This is a genomic window from Peribacillus sp. NPDC060253 (assembly GCF_042727425.1).
Taxonomy (GTDB): domain Bacteria; phylum Bacillota; class Bacilli; order Bacillales; family DSM-1321; genus Peribacillus.
This window is the reverse complement of record NZ_JBHXAS010000084.1, coordinates 1-21482: the sequence shown is the minus strand read 5'-3', so window position 1 is coordinate 21482 and position 21482 is coordinate 1. Positions and strand designations below refer to the sequence as shown.

Sequence of the window (21482 nt, the reverse complement as noted above, 5' to 3'; positions counted from 1 at the left end):
TATATATATTATCTGAAATATAATGTACTTTTTACAAAAAGTTAGGATGAACACAGTGGGAAAAAGGCCTGGAGCCAAAGGATTGAAAGAATTCAGTATTTAACGAACCACTGCTCAAGAAAAAATTGATAAAAATTTTTGCTGTGTATTTTATTTGAATAAATCTCAAACCTTTAAAATGATTTGTTCCATTCCTCATCTTCCAAAGGCACACCATTCGTACTAATATATTCTACTATCATATGTCCATGTTTAAGCCCTCCATCGTTTTTAAGGGCAACAATCATTTTATTAAAGCGGTCATCATCTGTATCTTGTTTCTTACGTGATAGGGTAATCCGAATGGTCGGGGCAACTTTGTAATCTTTATAGCTGGTTGGCTGGTTCGGATCAATATTCAATTCTTTCACAATCGTTTCATCAAAAACCACGGATAATTGAATGGAATCGCCTATTTTTTCTTGAATCTCTTCCCAATCATCACTTTTTACGATATCTCCAATATCCTTTGATATCAACACGTTCCCTAGTTCATTTTCAAGATAAGGCCTTAACTCCATTTCAGCATCATCTTGCCATTTATCGGAAATGAAGGTATCCTCCATTTCTCCAGTTCCATCATTAAAGAAAACTAAAAATCGAGTGCCATATTTTTCATGTTTCACTTTAGCTGCATATTCAAAATATCCGTTGTTTCCCATATTATCGAATAGGACATCATATATTTCTGTCCGATCATCAAAGTTTTTCTCTAAATATCGCTCATCTTGATTTCTAACCTTTTTTTCTTCATCAGGATCTACTTTCATACTCTGTGTGAATGAAAACATAAAGATTACGACACCTGCTAAAATGATTAAAAAAACTATTAGTAATGTTAGTAAAATCCTTTTGGTTTTGCTCAAAGAATACCCTCCTGTTATCCGGACTTCCCTTCAATAATTCCCATATTATTCTAATATTTGTATAGTGTATACATCTATGGAAATTGTGAAATGTAGGCGTGATCTTTTTTTTGTGTAAATTCTATACAAATTCCCTTGTTCTCCACATTATCGGGATACTTTGATACAATATTTTAATTGATAGTACCCAAAGGGAGAGATTTACTTGGAAACATTTCAAAGAGAAATGAATCATAATCGAGATGAATTCAGAAAGACAAGGTGGACTCAACATCGTAAACAAATCACAGGATTATTCGATGCCGTTTTTTCAAAAAAAGAGATTGTTGAAAAAGTGGCGATAGTTGGTGCAGGAAATTGCGACGATTTGGATATTGAGTATCTTGCTTCTAAATGCAGCTCGCTATATTTATTTGATATTGATAGGGGAAGTATGGAAAAAGCGACGAATAATTTGCCTGAACATACTCGAAAAAAAATTCAGCTTGTGGAAATCGATGTTACAGGTCTTGATAAAATGAAGTTTGAAGACCAACTAACCTCCATGCTGAATCGCGGTGATAGGGCAGAGGACATTATTCAGTATGTAAAGGAAATAGAAAATCGGTTAAGTCAGGTTTCTGACAGTATTTTCGCCAAGTATTATAATGGATTTGATATTGTTGCAACATCTGCCATTTATACTCAACTTTTTTATAATTGGGCCATTGACCTGCTTTCTCATTTTGAAAAACAATATCAGGAAAATGATGCAGAAGAGATAAAGGATGGATTTTTAGATCTAAGGGATCAGATAGTGCGTACGTTGAATCACTCTGTATCAAAATGTATCAAAGAAGATGGATTCTATATTACATGGTCAGATATTTTAAAGATCGAACCTGAGTATATGGAGACCATTAATGAAGGGCTTAATGCCATCTTTGCCTTAGCTTCGAACGTGGGGTATGGAGCAGCATTGATTGGCATAAAAGATTATATGGAAAAAGTGGATAAAAGTGAATTATCCCTGCGCTATTGGCCGTGGGATTTTAATACCAATAAACAATATTTGACCATTGGGATTATCGGCAGATTGAAAGAGGGATATAAATGAAAATAGATTTATGGGGTAGGTACGCGAAGCAGCAGCTGTATCTACCCTTTTTTGAATGGTTAAAGTCTAAGATGATATTGTTTCTTTCAACCTCTTTCTAAGGAATGATAAATAGAGGGGTGAGCCCGTGAATCATATGAAATTAAGACATAATCTTATGAAAAGTATAAAATAACGATAAAATTTTTAACGATTTGTCTAATGATTTCACAATCTGATGTAGATATAATGAATCTATTGAAAACTGAATATTCCAACAAGTGGAGTTTAGATGTGGAAGTGATTATTGGAGAAATGGTTCGAGTAATAGGGACCATCATTAAGGAAGGAGTGAGGGTTTGAAAGCTGATATCGTATTCATAAACGGCGAGGTCATTACAGTTGATCAAAAAAATTCTGTTGCTGAAGCGATCGCGATTAATGGGAATCGTATCTCGGCAGTCGGAACGAATCAGGAAATTAAAGTTTTAATCGGAGAAGAAACTAAAGTGATGGATTTACAGGGGAAGTCCATACTTCCTGGGTTTATAGATTCTCATATTCATCTTATTTTATACGGTGTCAATCAATTGGCAGTAAGTTGTAAAGCTGGACACATCGAATCTGTAGAGGATTTGTTAAACGATCTTAAGGAAAAAGCTTCTGTTATCCCTAAAGGTGAATGGATCCGGGCATGGGGGTTCAATGAAACCGCTGTGAAAGAAAAACGTTATCCAACAATCTCAGAATTGGATGCCATTTCAACAGACCACCCCATAATGGTTACCAGAACTTGCAGCCATATAAGTGTTGTGAATCGAAGGGCGATGGAGTTTGCAGGACTGGATGAAAACTCTGAGAATCCAGCTGGTGGCATCATTGAAAAGGATAAGGAGGGGCGGATTACAGGCAAACTCATTGAAACAGCAAATATGTTAATGGCCGATATGGCAAGTTATACAGAAAGCGAACTGATGAAAGCAGTCAAAATCGCTTCGGAGCATTTCATCGCCTCAGGCATAACAAGCATTCATGAAGCTGGTGCTTTTGGTCCTGAAAGTTTCCGTTTAATGCAGCAAGCCATTAAATCTAAGGATATACGTGTGCGCATCTATGCGATGGTCGGTTCATTGAATAATTCGCATGAATTTGTAAATAAAATGGTAGAGTCTGGAGTCGTAACCGGTATTGGGGACGAAAAATTTAAAATTGGACCAGCTAAATTGTTTACGGATGGCAGCAGTACGGGCCCAACCATTGCAACCCGCGAGCCCTACACGAGTGATCCCGGTTATTCCGGCATTCTTTATTATGAAGAAGAGGAAATCTATCAAATATTAGGGGAAGCACATAAAAATGGCTATCAGATCACCGTGCATGCCCAAGGTGACAAAGCGATCGAAATGTATTTAAATTGTGTGGAAAAAGCGCTGCAAGAATCTCCAAGAAAAGATCATAGACACAGGATAGAACATGCTGGCATCTCTGCTCCAGATTTACAAAAGAAGATGAAAGAACTTGGCATCATCCCAATCCCCAATCCTCCATTTCCTTATGAATTCGGTGATATATATATCAAACACTACGGCAATAGGGTCAATCACATGTACGCCGCCCGTGACTATATTGATAATGGCATCATGGCTGCTGGTGGGTCCGATGCACCCGTTACTGATCATAACCCGTTATTAGGCATACATGTTGCAGTTAATAGAAGAAGTAAGTCTGGTACGAAAATAGGTACTGGTCAATCGATCAGCGTTATGGAAGCCATTAAACTATACACCTGGAATGGCGCTTTTGCAAGTTTCGATGAAGATGTCAAAGGCAGCATAGAAGTAGGGAAGCTGGCCGATTTAGTCGTATTGAATGATCGTATATTGAAAGTCCATCCCCATAATATCAAGGATTTAAAAGTCGAATCAACGATTTTAAATGGAGAGATTCTTTATCGTAGAGAAACATTGGTAGAAATATAATCTAGATTACGTACGTATGTATTTTTAGCAGGTTATCTTGAAGGGAGATATTCGATATGAAAAAACAAAAATTAGTCATTAATAGTGAAAGGCTGAGCCGTACGCTCGAGGAATTTGCCGATTTTGGACGCACCGAAAACAACGGAGTCACACGGTTATCTTTGTCCGAAGAAGATCGATTGGTCCGTGATTACTTTTGCTCTTGTTGTAAAGACCTGGGAATGGCGATTAAAGTTGATGATATGGGGAATATTTACGCTACTTTAGCAGGTCTTGAAAACAAACCGCCCATTGTAATGGGATCACATATGGATTCCGTAAAAAAGGGCGGGCGGTTTGATGGTATCTTGGGGGTAGCTGCAGGCTTGGAGGTCGTGCGCACTCTCGTGGAAAATAATATCCAACCTAAAATCCCGGTTATGATCGTCAATTTTACAAACGAAGAAGGAGCTAGATTCGAACCTTCCATGATGTCATCCGGAGTTCTTTCAGGTAAATTCGAAAAATCCATCATGATGCAAAAGACGGATAGTGAAGGAACCTCTTTCGAAAATGCCTTACATGCCATTGGTTATGCAGGGGATAAAGAGTCACGTCTAAAAGAAGCGACGGCGTTTCTAGAGCTGCATATTGAACAAGGGCCCATCCTTGAACGTGAATCATTAACGATTGGTGTCGTTGAATGTGTTCTTGGTATGGTGTGCTATGAGATAGAAGTTACTGGAGAATCCGATCATGCAGGAACCACACCAATGAATATGAGAAAAGATGCTTTCTTCACTGCGAATAGTTTGATTATGGAGGCTCGTCAAAAGCTAGGCATGCTTGATGACGATTTGGTTTTTACGATGGGAAGGGTGAATGTATTCCCAAATATCCATACGGTCATTCCTAATAAAGTGGTTTTTTCGTTAGAAGCAAGACATAAGGACCCCAAGGTCATCAAACGGGTAGAAGATATTATCCAAGGTCTTTCAACCACAGGTTCAGAGAGTGGCTGCGACATCCAGGTGAGTAAATTATGGGATAGGGATACCGTTTGGTTCGATAAATCAATTTGTGATTTGCTTGAACAATCAACCATTTCATTAGGTCTATCATATAAAAGAATGGTAAGCGGTGCAGGACATGATGCTCAGTTCATAGCTAGCTTTATTCCTACAGCCATGGTATTCGTGCCAAGCATCAACGGTAAAAGTCATTGTGAAGAAGAACTTACAACGTGGGAAGATTGTGAAAAGGGGGTCAATGTACTATTGGAAACCGTCCTTGCCATACAGTCCACTTAAGGTGAATATCTGGTTTGTTGGCTGAAAGCAGGAAGTGACTGTAACGAACATTGATGCTATAAATCCATCAGTATAGTATGAAATCCTGCTTTACTGATGGTTATCTATCAATGTTAAGAAGCTATTAACAGGGAGGGTATAATTTGAATGCTATTAAGCTATTGCTTTTGGTTCCGTTTATAGGGTTCTTAGCGTTCTTGCCTTATGCAAATAAAATAGAACCGTACATATTGGGAATGCCTTTTTTGTTATTTTGGGTTGCATTTTGGATGGTGATGGCATCGGTTATCTTATTGATTGTCTATAAGTTCGATCCTGATAATAAAGGGAGTGATCCTGAATGAATATCTCATTACTCATCATATCCATCTTTTTGGTGTTAGCACTTTATTTAGGGATCAAAGCAAGAAAAGGGAAGGATATGAATATGGAGCAATTTGCCGTAGGGGGCAGGGGCTTTGGTACATTCTTCATTTTTCTGCTGATAGCAGGTGAAATTTATACCACTTTCACATTTCTGGGCGGTAGTGGATGGGCTTACTCTAAAGGGGCTGCTGCTTATTATGTTCCAGCCTATATATTCCTAGCCTACGTCCTATCATATTGGTTGGTTCCCAAAATCTGGAGATATTCAAAGCGTCATTCCATCATCTCACAGCCTGAGTATTTTGCATCTAAATTCAAGAGTCGATCAATGGGGATGATCGTTGCGGTATTGGGAAGCTTAGCCCTCGTCCCGTACATAGTCATACAGCTTAAAGGTTTAGGTATCATTGTTTCAGAAGCATCCTATGGAGCCATTTCTCCGGTGGCAGCAAGCGTGATCGGTGCTGTAGTCGTAACTACTTATGTAATGATTTCAGGCATTCATGGGTCAGCATGGACAGCCATACTAAAAGATTTCATGATATTGGTAGTCGTAATCTTTTTGGGGATTTACATTCCCTTTCATTACTTCGGTGGCATACAGTCAATGTTCGAAACCGTCCAAGCTGCTAAACCGGAAATGTTGGTTTTGGCAGATCAGGGGTTGAGTCAGTCCTGGTTTGTCTCCACCGTTTTGTTGAATGCACTGGGATTTTATTTATTGCCACAAACATTTATGGTCGTTTTATCGTCGAATGGGGAAAGAACTCTTCGCAAAAATGCGATTGCTTTACCCTTATACACCCTGTTACTGCTTTTCGTTTTTTTCATTGGATTTACAGCCATCATGGAAATACCGGGTTTGCAAGGAGCTGACGGTGACCTCTCACTTTTGCGGCTGGCGATTCAAACATTCGATCCATGGGTGATAGGAGTGATCGGAGCTGCAGGTTTATTGACGGCCCTTGTACCGGCTTCCGTCATGCTAATGGCAGCATCGGTAGGTCTGACAAATAGTTTTTTCAATGTGCTGGTCCCTGCTGCGACTGAAAAACAGCAATTGATCGTCTCAAGATTCATTATTATCGGCATCTCGATCATTGCTTTGATTGTAACGGTTACAGGAGGCGAAGCGCTGGCCATCTTGAATATCATGTCATATAGTTTGATCACCCAATTGGCACCTTCCTTGTTTTGCAGTTTGCCAAAAAACAATATGATCAATAAGTATGGTGCGATGTCCGGAATATTGGCAGGTGTAGGAATCGTGTTATATGCGACAATTGCCAATGTTAAGGTTGCTACATTCCTTCCGGATATCCCACCTGTCATCAATGATATCAGTACAGGTGTCATAGCTTTGTTCATTAATATGATCGTAACTTTCGTAGTAAGTGCACTGACTAAACATAATACTATGCAAGAGAAAGAAATGAATGATATGAATAAGATTTCCTGACCTTCATTTTTAGTCATCTGGGTCGATGGGAAAGGGTTAATGGGAAGAACTATTTGGGAGGTCTTTTGTGAAAATTAAAATAACCGCTTGTCAATTCCGTGTAGAAAAAGTGTCCTCTTTCAATGAATTTCAAAAACAAGTAGAAGACTTAATCAGTCAAGTTCCAGAAAACTCGGACTATATCATTTTTCCGGAGCTGGTGACTATCGGGTTATCAGCGGCTAGTGGAGAATTGGATGTTTCGCCCGTGATCAAGAGTGATGAATACACCAGTCAATATATTAATCTTTTCCGTTCCATTTCTAGGAAAAGAAAGCAGGTAATCATTGCTGGCTCGCATCTGGAACGGCGTGAAAATGAGTACTTCAATATTGCCTACATTTTTGATAAAGACGGTTCATACGTTGAGCATAAAAAAACTCATATTTTTCCCGCTGAAGCAAAATGGCAAACTTCTGAAGGGAACGATCTTGAAGTGTATTCCATAGGTCCTGTTAAGATTGGAATAGCTGTGTGCTATGAAGCGGAAATACCCGAAATTTCAAGAATTTTAGCTGTAAACGGAGCTGACATCATTTTTTGCCCATCCTATACATTTACAGAGGCTGGCTTTTGGCGAGTGCGCCATTGTGCCCATGCACGCGCAATCGAGAATCAGGTTTTTTTCGTTCATTGTCCCACTGTTGGCGAACCAGGGGCACCTTTACCGAACGGATATGGTCGCGCGAGTATACTAAGTCCTTGTGACAACGCTTGGCCAGCGAATGGAATAGTAGCTGAGGCGGAAATGAATGAACATACTGTAATCACAGGTACGGTGGATATGGATGAACTTTATGAGAATCGACAAAGTGGTGCAGCTACCACTTTCAAAGATCGTAATCGCCGAAAAGGTATGTATGCGAAATATGAGCCATATGGAGAACCAAAATAATCAATATGAGAAAAACCACTATTGTTTTAATAGTGTTTTTTTCTTTTATATCCTTTGGGAAATTATAAATGAAGGTAGAGGGTACCTAAATCAAGCATATAGGTTCCGCATACACTTTAAATTAAGTGAATATTCGAACTAATCATTTAAAGAAGAGTCATTTATCGGTTAATATAGAAAGAGAATGATCATGATCGTTTTATTGATCGAATAAGAAATCTATTTAGTAAAGAAATGTACAAAGATTAGCAGAGGGCGCATGCCGTGAAAATTTCTATTATTCAAGCAAAAGACATCACTCGAGATTCGGCCAACCATCGTTACCGTAAGTATTTACACTACAGACGAAGCTCATCCTGATGGCTGTACTTGGCAGTCTACTGGGCACCTATTTTGGAATTCTTACATCATATATACTCTCAAGCTTTAAGGAAGGGTTGTTATTATGAGAATTGAAAGTTTACAAGTATCAGTGGAAAGTTTGCCGCTTGTCAAGCCGTTCAAGACTGCGTTGCGTACCGTAATGGAAATTGAGAATATCAATGTTTCTGTGAAGTTGGAGAATGGAACGGAAGGGGTGGGGGCAGCAGCTCCTACAGTTGCGATCACTGGTGATTCTACAAAGGGGATCGTCAGTATCATTGAAGAAGTGATCTCTCCAAACCTGATTGGCCTAGAGATCGAGAATATCAATGTACTCTCACAGCTGATCCAACTATCCTGTGTAGGTAACACAAGTGCAAAAGCTGCTGTTGAAATCGCTTTATACGACGCTGTCAGCAAACGATGGCAGCTCCCTTTATATCAATATCTAGGCGGTAAGTCGAATGTACTGAAAAATGACATGACAGTCAGCGTTGATGAACCTGAAGAAATGGCTAAGGCGGCATTGTCCCTCATCGATGACGGTTTTTCAACGTTGAAGATAAAGTTAGGAAAAGACTGGAGGGGAGATGTGGAACGAGTTGCCTGCATTCGTGATGCTGTTGGCGACCAGGTCAAGATCAGGATTGACGCGAATCAAGGATGGACGACAAAACAAGCGATTTCCATCATTCATGAACTAGAGGAAAAAAGGGTGGACATTGATTTGGTGGAACAGCCCGTGCAAGCCCATGATATCGAAGGGTTAAAAGAAATAAGGAGATGTGTCCAAGTGCCGATCATGGCTGATGAAAGCTTGTTTTCCCCTCGTGATGCCATGAGACTCCTGAATGAACACGCTGTTGATTTCCTTAATATTAAATTAATGAAAACAGGGGGCATTCGCCGTGCACTACAAATCGCTGATATGGCAGAAGCAGCCGGAGTGGAATGCATGATTGGAAGTATGATGGAATCATCTATAAGTGTAGCAGCCGCAGCACATCTGGCAACCGCCCATCCAAATATAACGAAGATTGATTTAGATGCACCATTGTGGATTAAGAATGAACCCTATGAAGGCATTCAATTTATAAAGGATCAACTCCACATAGCCGATCGACCAGGACTCGGAGTCAAGAGGAAAACCTCTTTTACTCAATAATAACTATTCGAAAGGGTGATTTTTATTTTGAAAAGGTTAACCGTTTTAGTACTATCCTTATTTGCTCTTGGCAATTTAGTATTCAGTCCAAATAAAGCCAGTTCAAAAGAGAAGGAGAAAACCGCTTATATTGATGTAACGGCTGCAACTCTTTGGACGGAGCCAGGCCTTTTAAGGGAACTGGATGCCCCTTCAGCATCGAACCCCGTCGATTTGAATGCATGGATCGGTTCCATGAAGTATGAAGACAAACTGTGGCTTGTGGGTAACCTTGAAACACAAGCGTTATATGGCTCCAAAGTGACTATTCTTGAAGAACGTGGCGAATGGGTAAAAGTAGCAGTAGCCAATCAGCCAACGCCCCGTAATGATGCTGGTTATCCAGGGTGGATGCCAAAGGGGCAAATAAAGATGGGAAAATCCTTTGAGAAGCAGTTTAAGCGAGGATTTGCCCTTGTAAATGCAACAAGGACCTGGCTTTATTCAGATTCGAAACATCGGTCCAAATTCATGGAGGTAAGCTTCGATACTCGTCTTCCGCTATTGCAGGTGAAAAAGGATAAGGTAAAGGTGATGACACCTGGTGATGGTGCAAAATGGATAGACAAAAAAGAGGTGTCTGTCTATCAAAACGAAAGTCAAATTCCAATTACAACAGGTGAGGATATCGTAGAATCAGGAAAAGAATTTTTAGGGCTTCCTTACCTATGGGCTGGAATGTCCGGGTTTGGATTCGATTGCTCGGGCTTTACGTATACAATGTACCATGCTAATGGAATAACGATCCCAAGGGACTCTTCCATTCAGGCGCAGCATGGCAAAAAGGTAGAACAAGCAGAACTTCAACCAGGTGATCTACTATTTTTTGCCCATGATAAAGGGAAAGGAAAGGTCCATCATGTTGGCATGTATATCGGTGACGGGAAAATGATCCATTCACCAAACAGCTCTACACATGTAAGGATAGATGAAATAAAAACTTCCGGATACGGAGAGGAATATGCCGGAGCAAGAAGATATATTGATTGATTTTTTTGAAAACCTGAGAGCACGGTGCCCTCAGGTTTTTTAATAGGTAAACAAAATTTCAAATTTATCTAATGGATGTCCAATAAATGCCCATATCTTGCTGCATACATTGAAAAACCACCATTTCTTCTTGTCTCCTCATCTCAATCTATTTCCTCAAAAGTTATATTTTGATATACTTTTTTATTGTTATTAGGTATATTCTATTTTTTGTGATGTGTGATGAATTCATATTGGGTTTCATGAAAATGAATGGATACAAGTTTTAGGAAAAACAGCCATTCAAAGCGAACGCACGTATCTTATAATTGAAGATAGGAATAGGATTGAAGAACCTGAAATTCTATATACGATTAGGGTATATTAAGCTGGAACAACCAATCTGTTTTTTTATATTGGGGATTTGACCTTTAAAAAGACAATAAACACCAGTGAAGGGGGCATTAATTTTTGTCGTCCCACTGGTGTTTTCATCATATAAGTTATTTTGAAATAATTTACTGTAATATTTATTTGATAGAATCGGAACTTTATAGTCTTTCTACTTGATCGTTTCAAAAAGACGCTCTAGATCCTTATCCATTATGAAAACTTCAATTCTTTCACCTGTTTTGGTGCTTATGTCACTGTGAGAAGAAAGAACCTTACATCCCGTATGATCTTCAACAATTTTTTCGTAATCCTTCGTGTACATTTCACGAAGCAGCGAACGCATTTTCTTTACAAGCTTTTTGCCGGAATTGTGACTCACAAGGTGCTTTTCCTCAACAGTCAGAACACCCTTGAAACGGGTTATCAACATATCATTGATAATATACGTTTTAGTTTCTTGAGGTCCTCTTCCTATCAATTCGCGCTGGAACTTAATGAATGCCTCACTTATTTCAGCTTCAAGTCTTTTTTTTGTATTTATCATAATGCCTCCAATTATTTGACCAATTTATGGGATTTATCATAATGCCATGTTTGAGTTCTTGTCAATAACAGTTTGTAAAACTTTAGAAAAAAGAGAAATAGTTAGTATTTTAAAGAAAGAAAGCGATTTTGTATTTTAAATGGTTAAATATGGTCTGTGATGAACGTATATGGATGTTTTTGAAGATTTATATGAGTTTACAAACCTTTGGTGAGGGGCGTACAATTACGTCAAGAAAAACAATTTGATATCGGCCAAATCTCAAGTGATTGAGAACGGAGGACCCACTATTTTTGGGGTTAATTCTGCATTTGCAGAAGGGATGAGATACTCTTTCGCCATCCTACCCGTCAGCTAACTTCGTCGGCTAAAGCGAAGGAGGTCATAAGACCACCTTGATTTCGGGAGGCTCTTTTGTTGTGTCAAAGCAAAAGGGCAACCTGACATTTCCGTAGGTCTTTTTATTATGCCTATAATTGAAAAGGTTTCTTGGAAGGCGGATCGCAAAGTAAGCTTTATGGCTTGCTGGGCGTTAAGTAGACCAATGATTTCTTTTCTCCATCTATATGTTTGCTTCTGCATATCTTTCTTTTTCTGATGCGTCAAAGCTCTTGACGCTGTAGGGATAGAGATTTATTTGGGCAGGGCAGCTGTACTGGAGGAAAGTAAGCATTGGTCTATTTTTTTTATGCCTTAACTGACGTTTTCCCCTCCCAGGGAAAAGTCAAAGTGTTTAAAAATCGAAAGAGGGTGCCCTATTTCATTCAAAGAAATGGGATGTAAACGATTGAAACGGTTTTAGGCTTTTAGCAAAACTTCTAGATTAAGATACTTACCTTTTAAGGAGGTGGATGGGAATAAAGGTTGTTAATAGTTGTGTGGGAGGAGTGATACAAAATGGATGTGATAGCAATTTTACTAATGGTTACACCGTTTATTCTCTTTTTAGGGTTCATTCATTTTTGTAATAAAGTCATAGCAAAAGAGGGTGAGTAGCGAAATGTTACTAATGATCATCGTCGGAGCGGTTACGCTGTATTTAATACATGCCTTAATATATCCGAAAAAATACTAATGGTGACTATCGGAGGAATTGCAAATGGATCTATTACAAATCGTTGTGGTATTGGCAATTGCGGTTATATTAGCCGTGCCATTGGCAAAGTATTTAACGAGTGTTTATTCCCTTGAAATAACGAAACAAGATCGCGTATTTGGAAGGATGGAACGATATATCTTTAAACTGTCTGGAATGAAGACGCATGATATGACATGGCAGCAGTACGCCAAGTCCCTGTTATTGAGTAATTTAGTGATGTTCTTTATCTCTTATTTGATTCTTCGTTTCCAAGGGGAGTTACCAGGCAACCCCAGTGATGTAGACAGCATGGAGCCATTGCTGGCATTCAATACTGCTGCAAGCTTTCTTACGAATACCAATTTACAACATTATAGCGGGGAATCGGGCCTGTCATATTTATCTCAAATGGCAGTTATCATATTCTTGATGTTCACGACCCCCGCTACAGGCCTTTCATTATGTATGGCTTTCTTTAGAGGGTTGACGGGTCAGAGGAGTCTAGGAAACTTCTATGTGGATTTGATCCGTACGATTACTCGAGTGCTGCTTCCCTTATCGATTTTGATTGGTTTAATCCTTGTGTCCCAGGGGGTTCCGCAAACTTTCGGCCCTACTGCAGTAGCTGAAACATTAGAAGGAGCGACCCAACATATAGCAAGGGGACCTGTAGCGGCACTGGAATCGATTAAGCACATAGGTACAAACGGAGGAGGGTTCTTTGGGGTTAACTCAGCCCATCCATTTGAAAATCCTAATGGATTTACGAATGCATTAGAAATATTATCCATATTCCTTATACCTGCTGCCCTCCCGTTGACGTTTGGAAATATGGCGAGAAATAAGAAGCAAGGCTGGATCTTATTTTCAGCGATGGGACTCATGCTACTTCTCTTCTTGGGCATGACTTATTTCAATGAAAAAAATGGTAATCCAGCTTTAGAACAAATTGGCCTTTCACAAGAGAATGGGAGTATGGAAGGGAAGGAGGTTCGTTTCGGGGTAGCTCAGAGTGCATTATTCACTAGCATCACTACAGCTGCCACTACAGGGTCGGTAAATAATATGCATGATACTCTAACGCCTCTGGGAAGTATAGCTCCACTCGCAATGATGATGTTGAATTGTGTATTTGGCGGAGAAGGTGTGGGGACAATCAATATTCTCATGTATTCAATAATGGCTGTATTTCTTGCCGGCCTTATGGTGGGACGTACACCTGAGTTTTTGGGTAAGAAGATTGAAGGGCAGGAGATGAAATTAATAGCTATAGCCATTCTTCTCCACCCATTGATCATATTAGTTCCATCTGCCATCGCGTTAGCGACACAAATGGGATCAGCAGCTATTTCAAATCCTTGCTTTCACGGTATTTCTCAAGTAGTTTATGAGTTTACCTCTTCTGCTGCCAATAATGGTTCCGGTTTTGAAGGCTTAGGTGACAATACACCTTTTTGGAATATTTCCACCGGTTTAGTCATGTTGTTCGGCCGTTACTTTTCCATGTTCGCAATGATCGCCGTCGCAGGATCATTACTGGTAAAGACACGTGTTCCTGAAACGATGGGAACCTTCAAAACAGATAATGGTACCTTCCTTGTCATTCTATTAGCAACGGTTTTAATTATTGGAGCTTTGACTTTCTTTCCCATAATGGCACTTGGACCAATTGCTGAATGGCTTACGATTAGATAAATGTTGAAAAGGGGCATTCAAAATGAGTACAGAGCGAATAGCAAATTTAAATAAGAACATTATTTATGAGGCAGGTAAAGATGCACTCAAAAAATTGAATCCAAAAGTCATGGCTCGTAATCCAGTCATGTTTGTTGTTGAAGTGGGCTTTGTCATTACCTTAATTCTGTCTATTTTCCCTGAAATTTTTGGTGGAATAGCTGACAGGGGGTATAACTTTGCAGTAACCATCATTTTATTTGTAACGATCATTTTCGCTAATTTTGCGGAAGCTCTTGCTGAGGGACGCGGAAAAGCACAGGCTAATAGCCTGAAAAAGACAAAGCAGGATACAAAAGCAAGGTTAATCCAGAAAGATGGTTCCATAAAAATAATCGATGCCTTGCATTTACGTAAAGGCGATATTGTTTTTGTGGAGGCAAACGATTTAATACCAACCGATGGAGAAATCATCGAAGGAGTGGCTGCCATAGATGAATCAGCGATCACGGGTGAATCAGCTTCCGTAATAAAAGAACCTGGTGGAGATTTCAGTTCAGTAACAGGCGGTACAAAAGTTATCAGTGATTATATCAAAGTTAAAGTCAGTGCAGATCCTGGGGAATCTTTTCTTGATCGGATGATTAATTTGGTGGAAGGAGCTAAAAGGCAAAAAACACCGAATGAAATCGCATTGGGTACACTATTGGTCAGCTTGACCATTATCTTTTTGCTTGTATGTACGACGCTTGTGCCAATTGCGTCATATATACACGTTACCTTGCCCATCACTACACTTGTAGCTTTACTAGTTTGCTTGATCCCCACAACGATAGGCGGTTTGCTCTCAGCCATAGGAATAGCGGGGATGGATAGGGTAACACAATTCAATGTTATTGCGAAGTCTGGAAAATCGGTGGAAGCGGCTGGTGATATCAATACGATCATCCTTGATAAAACAGGAACGATAACACATGGTAACCGCATGGCCTCTGCCTTAATACCGGCTAGTGGTATAAGTCAGGAGGAGCTTACCCAATGTTCCGTATATTCATCTTTACATGATGATACCCCTGAGGGCCGTTCCGTTGTGGAATTCGCCAAAAAAAACGGTTTGCCTGAAAATGTGCTGAATAAAACCGATTCGGTAGGAATTGAATTTACAGCTGAAACGAGAATGAGCGGAACTGATTTTCCTGATGGGAAAAGGATTCGAAAAGGTGCGGTTGATACGATCATGAAATATATAGTGCAACAAGGGGGAGAAGTGCCAGCCGGTTTAAAAAATACTTGTGATGAGGTGGCCAAAAAAGGCGGTACCCCACTGGTTGTAACAGAGGGAAACCGTATACTTGGCACAATCTACTTGAAAGATACAGTGAAACCAGGCATGAAGGAACGATTTGATGAGTTAAGGAAAATGGGGATTAAAAGCATAATGTGCACGGGGGATAACCCTTTAACCGCTGCAACTATTGCAAAAGAAGCAGGTGTCGATGATTTTATCGCCGAGGCTAAGCCGGAGGATAAAATCTCCGTCATCAAGCGGGAACAAGCGGAGGGCAAGCTTGTTGCTATGACTGGAGATGGCACAAACGATGCTCCTGCATTGGCACAGGCAGATGTAGGGTTGGCGATGAATACAGGAACGAATGCGGCGAAGGAAGCCGCTAATATGGTGGATTTAGATTCAGATCCCACAAAAATCATTGAAGTAGTATCAATTGGGAAACAGTTGCTTATGACCCGGGGGGCACTGACAACCTTTAGCATTGCAAATGATGTAGCTAAATATTTTGCGATAATCCCAGCCATGTTCATGTTGGCGATACCTCAAATGAAAGCCCTGAACATTATGGGTTTAGCAACACCACAAAGTGCCATATTATCAGCTTTAATATTTAACGCCATTATCATTCCATTGCTAATACCATTGGCCATGAAAGGGGTTAAATATGTTCCTATGAGCGCTACAAGATTGTTGAAGAGGAATTTGGCCCTTTATGGAGTAGGAGGAGTGTTAGTTCCTTTCGTTGGAATTAAAGTGATTGATTTACTTCTTGTCGTATTAAGAGTGGTTTGAAAATATAAATTAAGGGTGGAAATCCATGTTAAAAAACTTACGTTTGGTTATTGTGCTTTTTCTTATATGTGGAGTGGCCTATCCGGTGCTGATGACAGGCCTGGCACAGTTGACGATGCCCGCAAAAGCAGAGGGCAGTTTAATTAAGAATGAATCGGGAGAAATGATTGGTTCGGAATTGATCGGCCAATCCTTTATAGATCCTCGGTACTTTCAAGGTCGTGTTTCATCTATTGAATATGATGCAGCTAATTCAGGTACGTTAAACTACTCTCCTTCAAATGAGGAGCTCATTGATCGGACAAAAAAGGATATTTTAAAATTTTTAGAAGAAAACCCTACTGTCGATAAAGCAGACATACCATCTGATTTAATGACAAATTCGGGGTCTGGGCTTGATCCCAATATTTCTCCTGATGGTGCCAAGGTACAGGTTCCTCGTATTGCTCTTGAAAGGGAATTGTCTGAAAAAAAGGTATATCTTCTTGTGGAAAAGTATACGAGCAGCCGATCGTTTGGACTTTTTGGAGAACCTCGAATTAATGTTTTGGAGTTAAATATGGCCTTGGACGAATTAAAATAAATTTGTTATAGAGAGAGATTTTCTCTCCGATTGCAATAGAACTAATAAGGAGGTGGGATTATGTCGGAACAATTTCGAAGAAAAACATCGGATGAAATTCTAGAGTCGATTTCCAATATCCAAAGGGGAAGGCTAAAAATCATACTTGGAGCCGTGAGCGGTTCGGGGAAGACCTACCATTTGCTTCTTGAAGGAAATGAATTGAAAAAACGAGGGATTGACGTTGTTGTCGGAATAGTCAGCAAGCCCTGTAGTCCTAAAACGCTTAAACAATTAGGCAGTCTCGAACTTATACCTGCTATAGAATGGGAACAAAACGGACACGGAGAGCAGGATCTTGATTTGGAGGGTATTTACAAGCGGAATCCAGAGGTGGTTTTAGTTGATCGATTAGCACATGAAAATCATCGTCATGCAAAAAATCCAACTAGATTGGACGACGTTAAAGAATTAATTAAAAATGAAATCAGTGTCATAACGACCATAAATATTTATGAGTTGAAAGGGGTTAAGGAAGTTGCCGAACAATTACTGAAACTTCCCTTTCACTTACAAGTTACAGTGCCCGAAGATACTCTGACAAATGCTGATGAAGTACGTCTTTTGGACGTCACCCCTGAAGCCATTTTAAAACGACTGCAAAAAGGGGAAATCGAGAAAAAAGACGAAGGGTTGTTACAGTTTTACAACAATGGTAATCTCGCCACTCTTAGGGAATTGTCGCTTCGATATTTAGCTGAAGAAGTTGAAGAGAATCTGACTGAACAAAGGGAACAAGAAGGTTTATTGGGTCCTTCAGGTGCAACGGAGCGAATCTTGGTCTGTGCGCAATACCATTTGAATGGCTCCATATTAATAAGACGAGGAGATCAAATTGCCAAGCGTTTGGGCGGTGAGTTCATAATAGCTACCTTTATCTCAAAAACAAGAAAACTCTCAAAAGAGGAAGAAATCTTTAAAAGGTCCATGCAAAAACTGATCACTAAATTAAAGGGAACGTTTATTGAGATAATAATGAAGGAAGACGAAATAGCAGATGAAATAGTCGGATTTTCCATGCAGCATCAAATAACCCGAATTATCCTTGGCCAATCCAAAAAGTCAGCTTGGGAGGAGATGATCAACGGTTCCATTATCAATAAAATATTGAGAAAATCGAAGAACATTGATGTATTTATTGTAGCAGACAGGGGTAAAGCATTTGGTGAAAGAATCATCCCTGCAATGAAGACGGAAAAAAGGAGTGGAAATCCATATCACAGACTCACAGCTGATGAATTGCACGAAAAAGTCGAAGGGGTGAAGAGAGGGACATTTAAGATTTATATCGGGGCTGCTCCTGGTGTTGGAAAAACATATACGATGCTAAGGGAGGCAAACCACTTAAAAGAAAATGGACTTGATGTGGTAATTGGATTACTGGAGACACATGGGCGAAAAGAAACAGCCTCCCAAGTGGGGAATTTAGAAATCGTGCCTAGAAAGCTCATTCCATATAAAAACGTATTATTGGAGGAAATGGATCTTGATGCCATTATGATACGAAATCCTGAGGTGGTCCTGATAGATGAATTAGCACATACGAACGTACCAGGAATCAAAAATCGAAAAAGATATCAAGATGTAATGACCATTTTGAACTCCGGAATTTCGGTAATTTCCACAATGAATATTCAACATATAGAAAGTTTGAATGATAGTGTAAAGCAAATAACAGGTGTTTCAGTTAGAGAAACAGTACCTGACAGCATTCTACAACTAGCGGATGAACTTGAGTTGATCGATATCTCCCCTAAAGCGCTCCGGCAAAGGATGGTAGAGGGGGATATCTATGCCAAGGATAAAGTGGAACAGTCACTTAGCCATTTCTTCAAGACACAAAACCTTATAGCTCTTAGAGAACTTGCACTCCGTGAATTGGCGGATGAAGTGGATGACAGGTTAGAGTCATTGAAACGTAAGGAAGGAGTAAGGGGGCCATGGAGAGAAAATGAAGTGATTTTTGTCAGCGTCAATCTACGAGCGGATTCAGAGCGACTAATTAGAAGAGGGTTCCGCATAGCCTATCGTCTTAAAGCAAATTGGTTTGTTATATTCGTAAAATATCAAAAAGAGCTGCGGACTGATGAAGAGCTGATACTTGATAAACTCGTAAGCCTTACACATCGATTAGGAGGCCATTTTGTATTGCATACAACCAGGAATAAACGTTCAGTGGTCAATGATATCAAGAAGCAACTACATGACAAAAAAGCTACACAAATTATTTTATCGCAAGCAGCAAGAACGAGATGGCAAGAAATGAAGGGAGGGTCCATTGTTGTTCGTCTTTTAAGGGAAGCTAGACACCTTGATGTTTTGATTGTAGCTGATTAAATTACACGGCAGGTATTTTTTTTGAAAAGATCATGTGGAGTTCAGGGATGCTTTGTCTGTGTAAATTAGGTAAAATATGGTATAGTTAATTACAGATTTTTCATTATAGTATAAATATAGGGGGTTGCAAATGATGATCACTTTTCCAAAACCTGATGTTGAGCAGTTTCTACGGACTTTTTCCATTGGTAATTTTGCGGTTAGTCCAGATGAAAAACAGCTTGTATTCAGCACGAATTTAAGCGGAAAGTATAATCTATGGGCAATGGATTTACCAAATTCCTTTCCATATCCACTTACATCCATTGATCAAAGCTGCCAAGAGCTGCTATATGATAAGGAGAGCAGGTTTATCATTGCTGGTTTTGATCATGACGGTAATGAAAATACTCAGTTTTACGGGATTCCTTTGAAGGGCGGGACAATGAAGGAAATTGCTCATCATGAGAATACCCGAAATTTTATGCCGATTATATCCAATGACAGCAAAAAACTCTATTATACGACCTCGAGAGGAAATCCTTCCTATTTGAATGCTTATTGTATAGATTTAGAATCAGGTCGTGAAACCGAGGTTCTTGAAGGTGATGATGCAGCAACGTATTTATTTGGCATTAGTCCGGATGAAGAAACCTTACTATACTATAAACACTTTGCTAATACATATACACTTCTTTATGCGAAACGCGGGAACGAAAATATCCTGCTTACGCCGCCTACTGAGAAACAACACACAGTTAGTGACGGTGTTTTTGTTACAGATTCAATGATATATTTATTGACTGATTATGATTCGGACTTTACCTATTTGGCATCATACAACCTTGAAACAAACCATTTCAGTAAAGTTAAAGAATTGGAGAATGAGAGTTTTAGTGTCTTGAAATATAGTAAAGAGAATCAACTATTATATGTAACCAGTCAAAAGGGTGTAGAGGATCGATTATATGAATTCAATCTGCAAAATGAAGAATGGAGAAATATCCCTGTGCCGTGCAGCGTTATTAATAAACTTGAGGTTGCTGCAACAGGAGCGCTTTACTTATTTGGCATGAGCGCAACCAAGCCACATAATATTTATAAAAAAACAGGTGACGAGTGGGTATCATTAACTAAATATACTGTTCCTGGGGTCGACTCAAATGAATTGGTTGAACCGGACATTATTAAGTACCGTACATTTGATGGCTTGGAAATTGAATCGTTATTTTTTAGGTCAAAAAAGGAAAATGATAATGGTGAAGTCATTTTTTGGCCCCATGGAGGACCTCAAGCGGCAGAACGAAAATCTTTCAGAGCATCTTTTCAATTTTTCCTGAATCAAGGCTACAGTATTTTTGCTCCAAACTTTCGCGGTTCTACTGGTTATGGTTTGGAATTCAAGAAAATGGTAGAAGGAGATTGGGGAAATGGACCACGCCTTGATAATGTAGCCGGCCTTGATTGGCTCATTAACCAAGGGCATGTACAAAAAGGTAACATTCTATTGATGGGCGGAAGCTTCGGAGGGTATATGGCACTTCTGCTACACGGACGACATGCGGATTATTTTAAGGCGGTTGTCGATATTTTCGGCCCATCCAACCTATTCTCATTCATCAATTCCGTTCCAGAAGACTGGAAGCCAGTTATGGATCAATGGGTAGGGAACCCTGAAAAAGATAAGGAAAAACTAATCGAGTACTCACCCATCACCTATTTAGACTCCATGACAAAACCAATGCTTGTCATTCAAGGAGCCAACGATCCCCGTGTCGTCAAGGAGGAATCAAATCAAATCGTTCAAGCATTGAAGGAAAAAGGAAGAGATGTTGATTATATGCTTTTAGAAGATGAAGGGCATGGATTTTCCAAAAAAGAAAATGAAATTGCCGTTTATCGAAAAATCCTATCATTCTTAAATCAATTCGTGGGAGTAACAGAAAAAGCATAACACGCATCAATCATTCAAGGCATTTACAATATTAAAAAACCCTGCCATTCACGGTCAATGTGACGTAGCAGGGTTTTTCATGTTGGAAAGCTGGATGTTATTGTGGGTTTTCCGGTTTGGGAGTTAGTAAATAGGACTTCCTGATATGTCGTTTTTAGGGGTTCAGCCGAGATACATGTAAAAATGGATAATAGGCATATACAAAAAAATTAAAGAAACACGAATTTTTGAGGCTAAGATATTTTTTGGAAGTAAAAACCTTGATTATTCTGCTT

The 21482-nt window shown here is 39.5% G+C and carries 15 protein-coding genes and 1 riboswitch; of the genes, 13 read left to right on the top strand and 2 right to left on the bottom strand.

The genetic code is table 11. The features are described 5' to 3' along the window. Positions 1-173: 173 nt before the first annotated feature. Complete coding sequence (locus ACFWE9_RS19225; RefSeq protein ID WP_377358222.1) at positions 174-905, bottom strand: hypothetical protein; 732 nt, start codon at positions 903-905, stop codon at positions 174-176. Positions 906-1110: 205 nt separating this feature from the next. On the opposite strand from ACFWE9_RS19225, the gene ACFWE9_RS19220 reads away from it, so the two are divergent. The 8 genes from ACFWE9_RS19220 to ACFWE9_RS19185 all read left to right on the top strand — a co-directional run bounded on the left by ACFWE9_RS19220 (position 1111) and on the right by ACFWE9_RS19185 (position 10564). Further along, on the top strand, positions 1111-2001 hold the full coding sequence (locus tag ACFWE9_RS19220) for a hypothetical protein (protein ID WP_230156087.1): 891 nt from the start codon (positions 1111-1113) through the stop codon (positions 1999-2001). A gap of 338 nt (positions 2002-2339) precedes the next feature. Beyond that, complete coding sequence (locus ACFWE9_RS19215) at positions 2340-3959, top strand: amidohydrolase (RefSeq protein WP_377358219.1); 1620 nt, start codon at positions 2340-2342, stop codon at positions 3957-3959. 56 nt (positions 3960-4015) lie between these two features. Continuing rightward, positions 4016-5248, top strand: coding sequence for a Zn-dependent hydrolase (locus ACFWE9_RS19210; RefSeq protein ID WP_377358217.1), 1233 nt, complete (start codon positions 4016-4018; stop codon positions 5246-5248). Between the two features lie 143 nt (positions 5249-5391). Then, positions 5392-5592, top strand: coding sequence for a DUF3311 domain-containing protein (locus ACFWE9_RS19205; RefSeq protein ID WP_230156084.1), 201 nt, complete (start codon positions 5392-5394; stop codon positions 5590-5592). Then, positions 5589-7073, top strand: coding sequence for a sodium:solute symporter family protein (locus tag ACFWE9_RS19200; RefSeq protein WP_230156082.1), 1485 nt, complete (start codon positions 5589-5591; stop codon positions 7071-7073). Before ACFWE9_RS19205 ends, ACFWE9_RS19200 begins: the two co-directional genes overlap by 4 nt. Positions 7074-7140: 67 nt before the next feature. Further along, positions 7141-8007, top strand: a complete 867-nt coding sequence (locus tag ACFWE9_RS19195) for a nitrilase-related carbon-nitrogen hydrolase (RefSeq protein WP_230156080.1) — start codon at positions 7141-7143, stop codon at positions 8005-8007. Positions 8008-8452: 445 nt separating this feature from the next. Next, positions 8453-9535, top strand: a complete 1083-nt coding sequence (locus ACFWE9_RS19190) for a dipeptide epimerase (RefSeq protein WP_230156079.1) — start codon at positions 8453-8455, stop codon at positions 9533-9535. 27 nt (positions 9536-9562) lie between these two features. Next, positions 9563-10564 carry a C40 family peptidase gene (locus tag ACFWE9_RS19185; RefSeq protein ID WP_377358214.1) on the top strand — a complete coding sequence of 334 codons (1002 nt, stop codon included), beginning with the start codon at positions 9563-9565 and terminating at the stop codon, positions 10562-10564. Between the two features lie 541 nt (positions 10565-11105). On the opposite strand, the gene ACFWE9_RS19180 is transcribed toward ACFWE9_RS19185, so the two are convergent. Continuing rightward, positions 11106-11480 (bottom strand): Na-translocating system protein MpsC family protein, encoded by a 375-nt coding sequence (locus ACFWE9_RS19180; protein ID WP_179086106.1) that lies wholly within the window; start codon positions 11478-11480, stop codon positions 11106-11108. A gap of 242 nt (positions 11481-11722) precedes the next feature. After that, positions 11723-11864, top strand: a riboswitch (cyclic di-AMP (ydaO/yuaA leader). A 715-nt stretch (positions 11865-12579) separates the two neighbouring features. Here ACFWE9_RS19180 and kdpA point away from each other — a divergent pair. From kdpA to ACFWE9_RS19155, 5 genes are all read left to right on the top strand, one after another. After that, positions 12580-14253: a potassium-transporting ATPase subunit KdpA gene (gene kdpA, locus ACFWE9_RS19175; RefSeq protein WP_377358211.1), complete on the top strand. Its 1674-nt coding sequence runs from the start codon at positions 12580-12582 to the stop codon at positions 14251-14253. Positions 14254-14275: 22 nt separating this feature from the next. Continuing rightward, positions 14276-16315 carry a potassium-transporting ATPase subunit KdpB gene (gene kdpB / locus ACFWE9_RS19170; RefSeq protein ID WP_377358209.1) on the top strand — a complete coding sequence of 680 codons (2040 nt, stop codon included), beginning with the start codon at positions 14276-14278 and terminating at the stop codon, positions 16313-16315. Between the two features lie 25 nt (positions 16316-16340). Continuing rightward, entirely contained in the window at positions 16341-16898 is a 558-nt protein-coding gene (gene kdpC / locus ACFWE9_RS19165) for a potassium-transporting ATPase subunit KdpC (RefSeq protein WP_230156071.1), read from the top strand. 60 nt (positions 16899-16958) lie between these two features. Further along, positions 16959-19274, top strand: a complete 2316-nt coding sequence (locus ACFWE9_RS19160; RefSeq protein ID WP_377358206.1) for a histidine kinase — start codon at positions 16959-16961, stop codon at positions 19272-19274. A gap of 133 nt (positions 19275-19407) precedes the next feature. Next, positions 19408-21207 carry a S9 family peptidase gene (locus tag ACFWE9_RS19155; protein WP_377358224.1) on the top strand — a complete coding sequence of 600 codons (1800 nt, stop codon included), beginning with the start codon at positions 19408-19410 and terminating at the stop codon, positions 21205-21207. The last annotated feature ends 275 nt before the right edge of the window (positions 21208-21482 follow it).

Coding starts and splice junctions, on each gene's coding strand:
- ACFWE9_RS19210 (WP_377358217.1), top strand. CDS start 4,016: ATGAAAAAACAAAAATTAGTCATTAATAGTGAAAGGCTGAGCCGTACG.
- ACFWE9_RS19200 (WP_230156082.1), top strand. CDS start 5,589: ATGAATATCTCATTACTCATCATATCCATCTTTTTGGTGTTAGCACTT.
- ACFWE9_RS19190 (WP_230156079.1), top strand. CDS start 8,453: ATGAGAATTGAAAGTTTACAAGTATCAGTGGAAAGTTTGCCGCTTGTC.
- ACFWE9_RS19180 (WP_179086106.1), bottom strand. CDS start 11,480: ATGATAAATACAAAAAAAAGACTTGAAGCTGAAATAAGTGAGGCATTC.
- kdpA (WP_377358211.1), top strand. CDS start 12,580: ATGGATCTATTACAAATCGTTGTGGTATTGGCAATTGCGGTTATATTA.
- kdpB (WP_377358209.1), top strand. CDS start 14,276: ATGAGTACAGAGCGAATAGCAAATTTAAATAAGAACATTATTTATGAG.
- kdpC (WP_230156071.1), top strand. CDS start 16,341: ATGTTAAAAAACTTACGTTTGGTTATTGTGCTTTTTCTTATATGTGGA.
- ACFWE9_RS19160 (WP_377358206.1), top strand. CDS start 16,959: ATGTCGGAACAATTTCGAAGAAAAACATCGGATGAAATTCTAGAGTCG.
- ACFWE9_RS19155 (WP_377358224.1), top strand. CDS start 19,408: ATGATCACTTTTCCAAAACCTGATGTTGAGCAGTTTCTACGGACTTTT.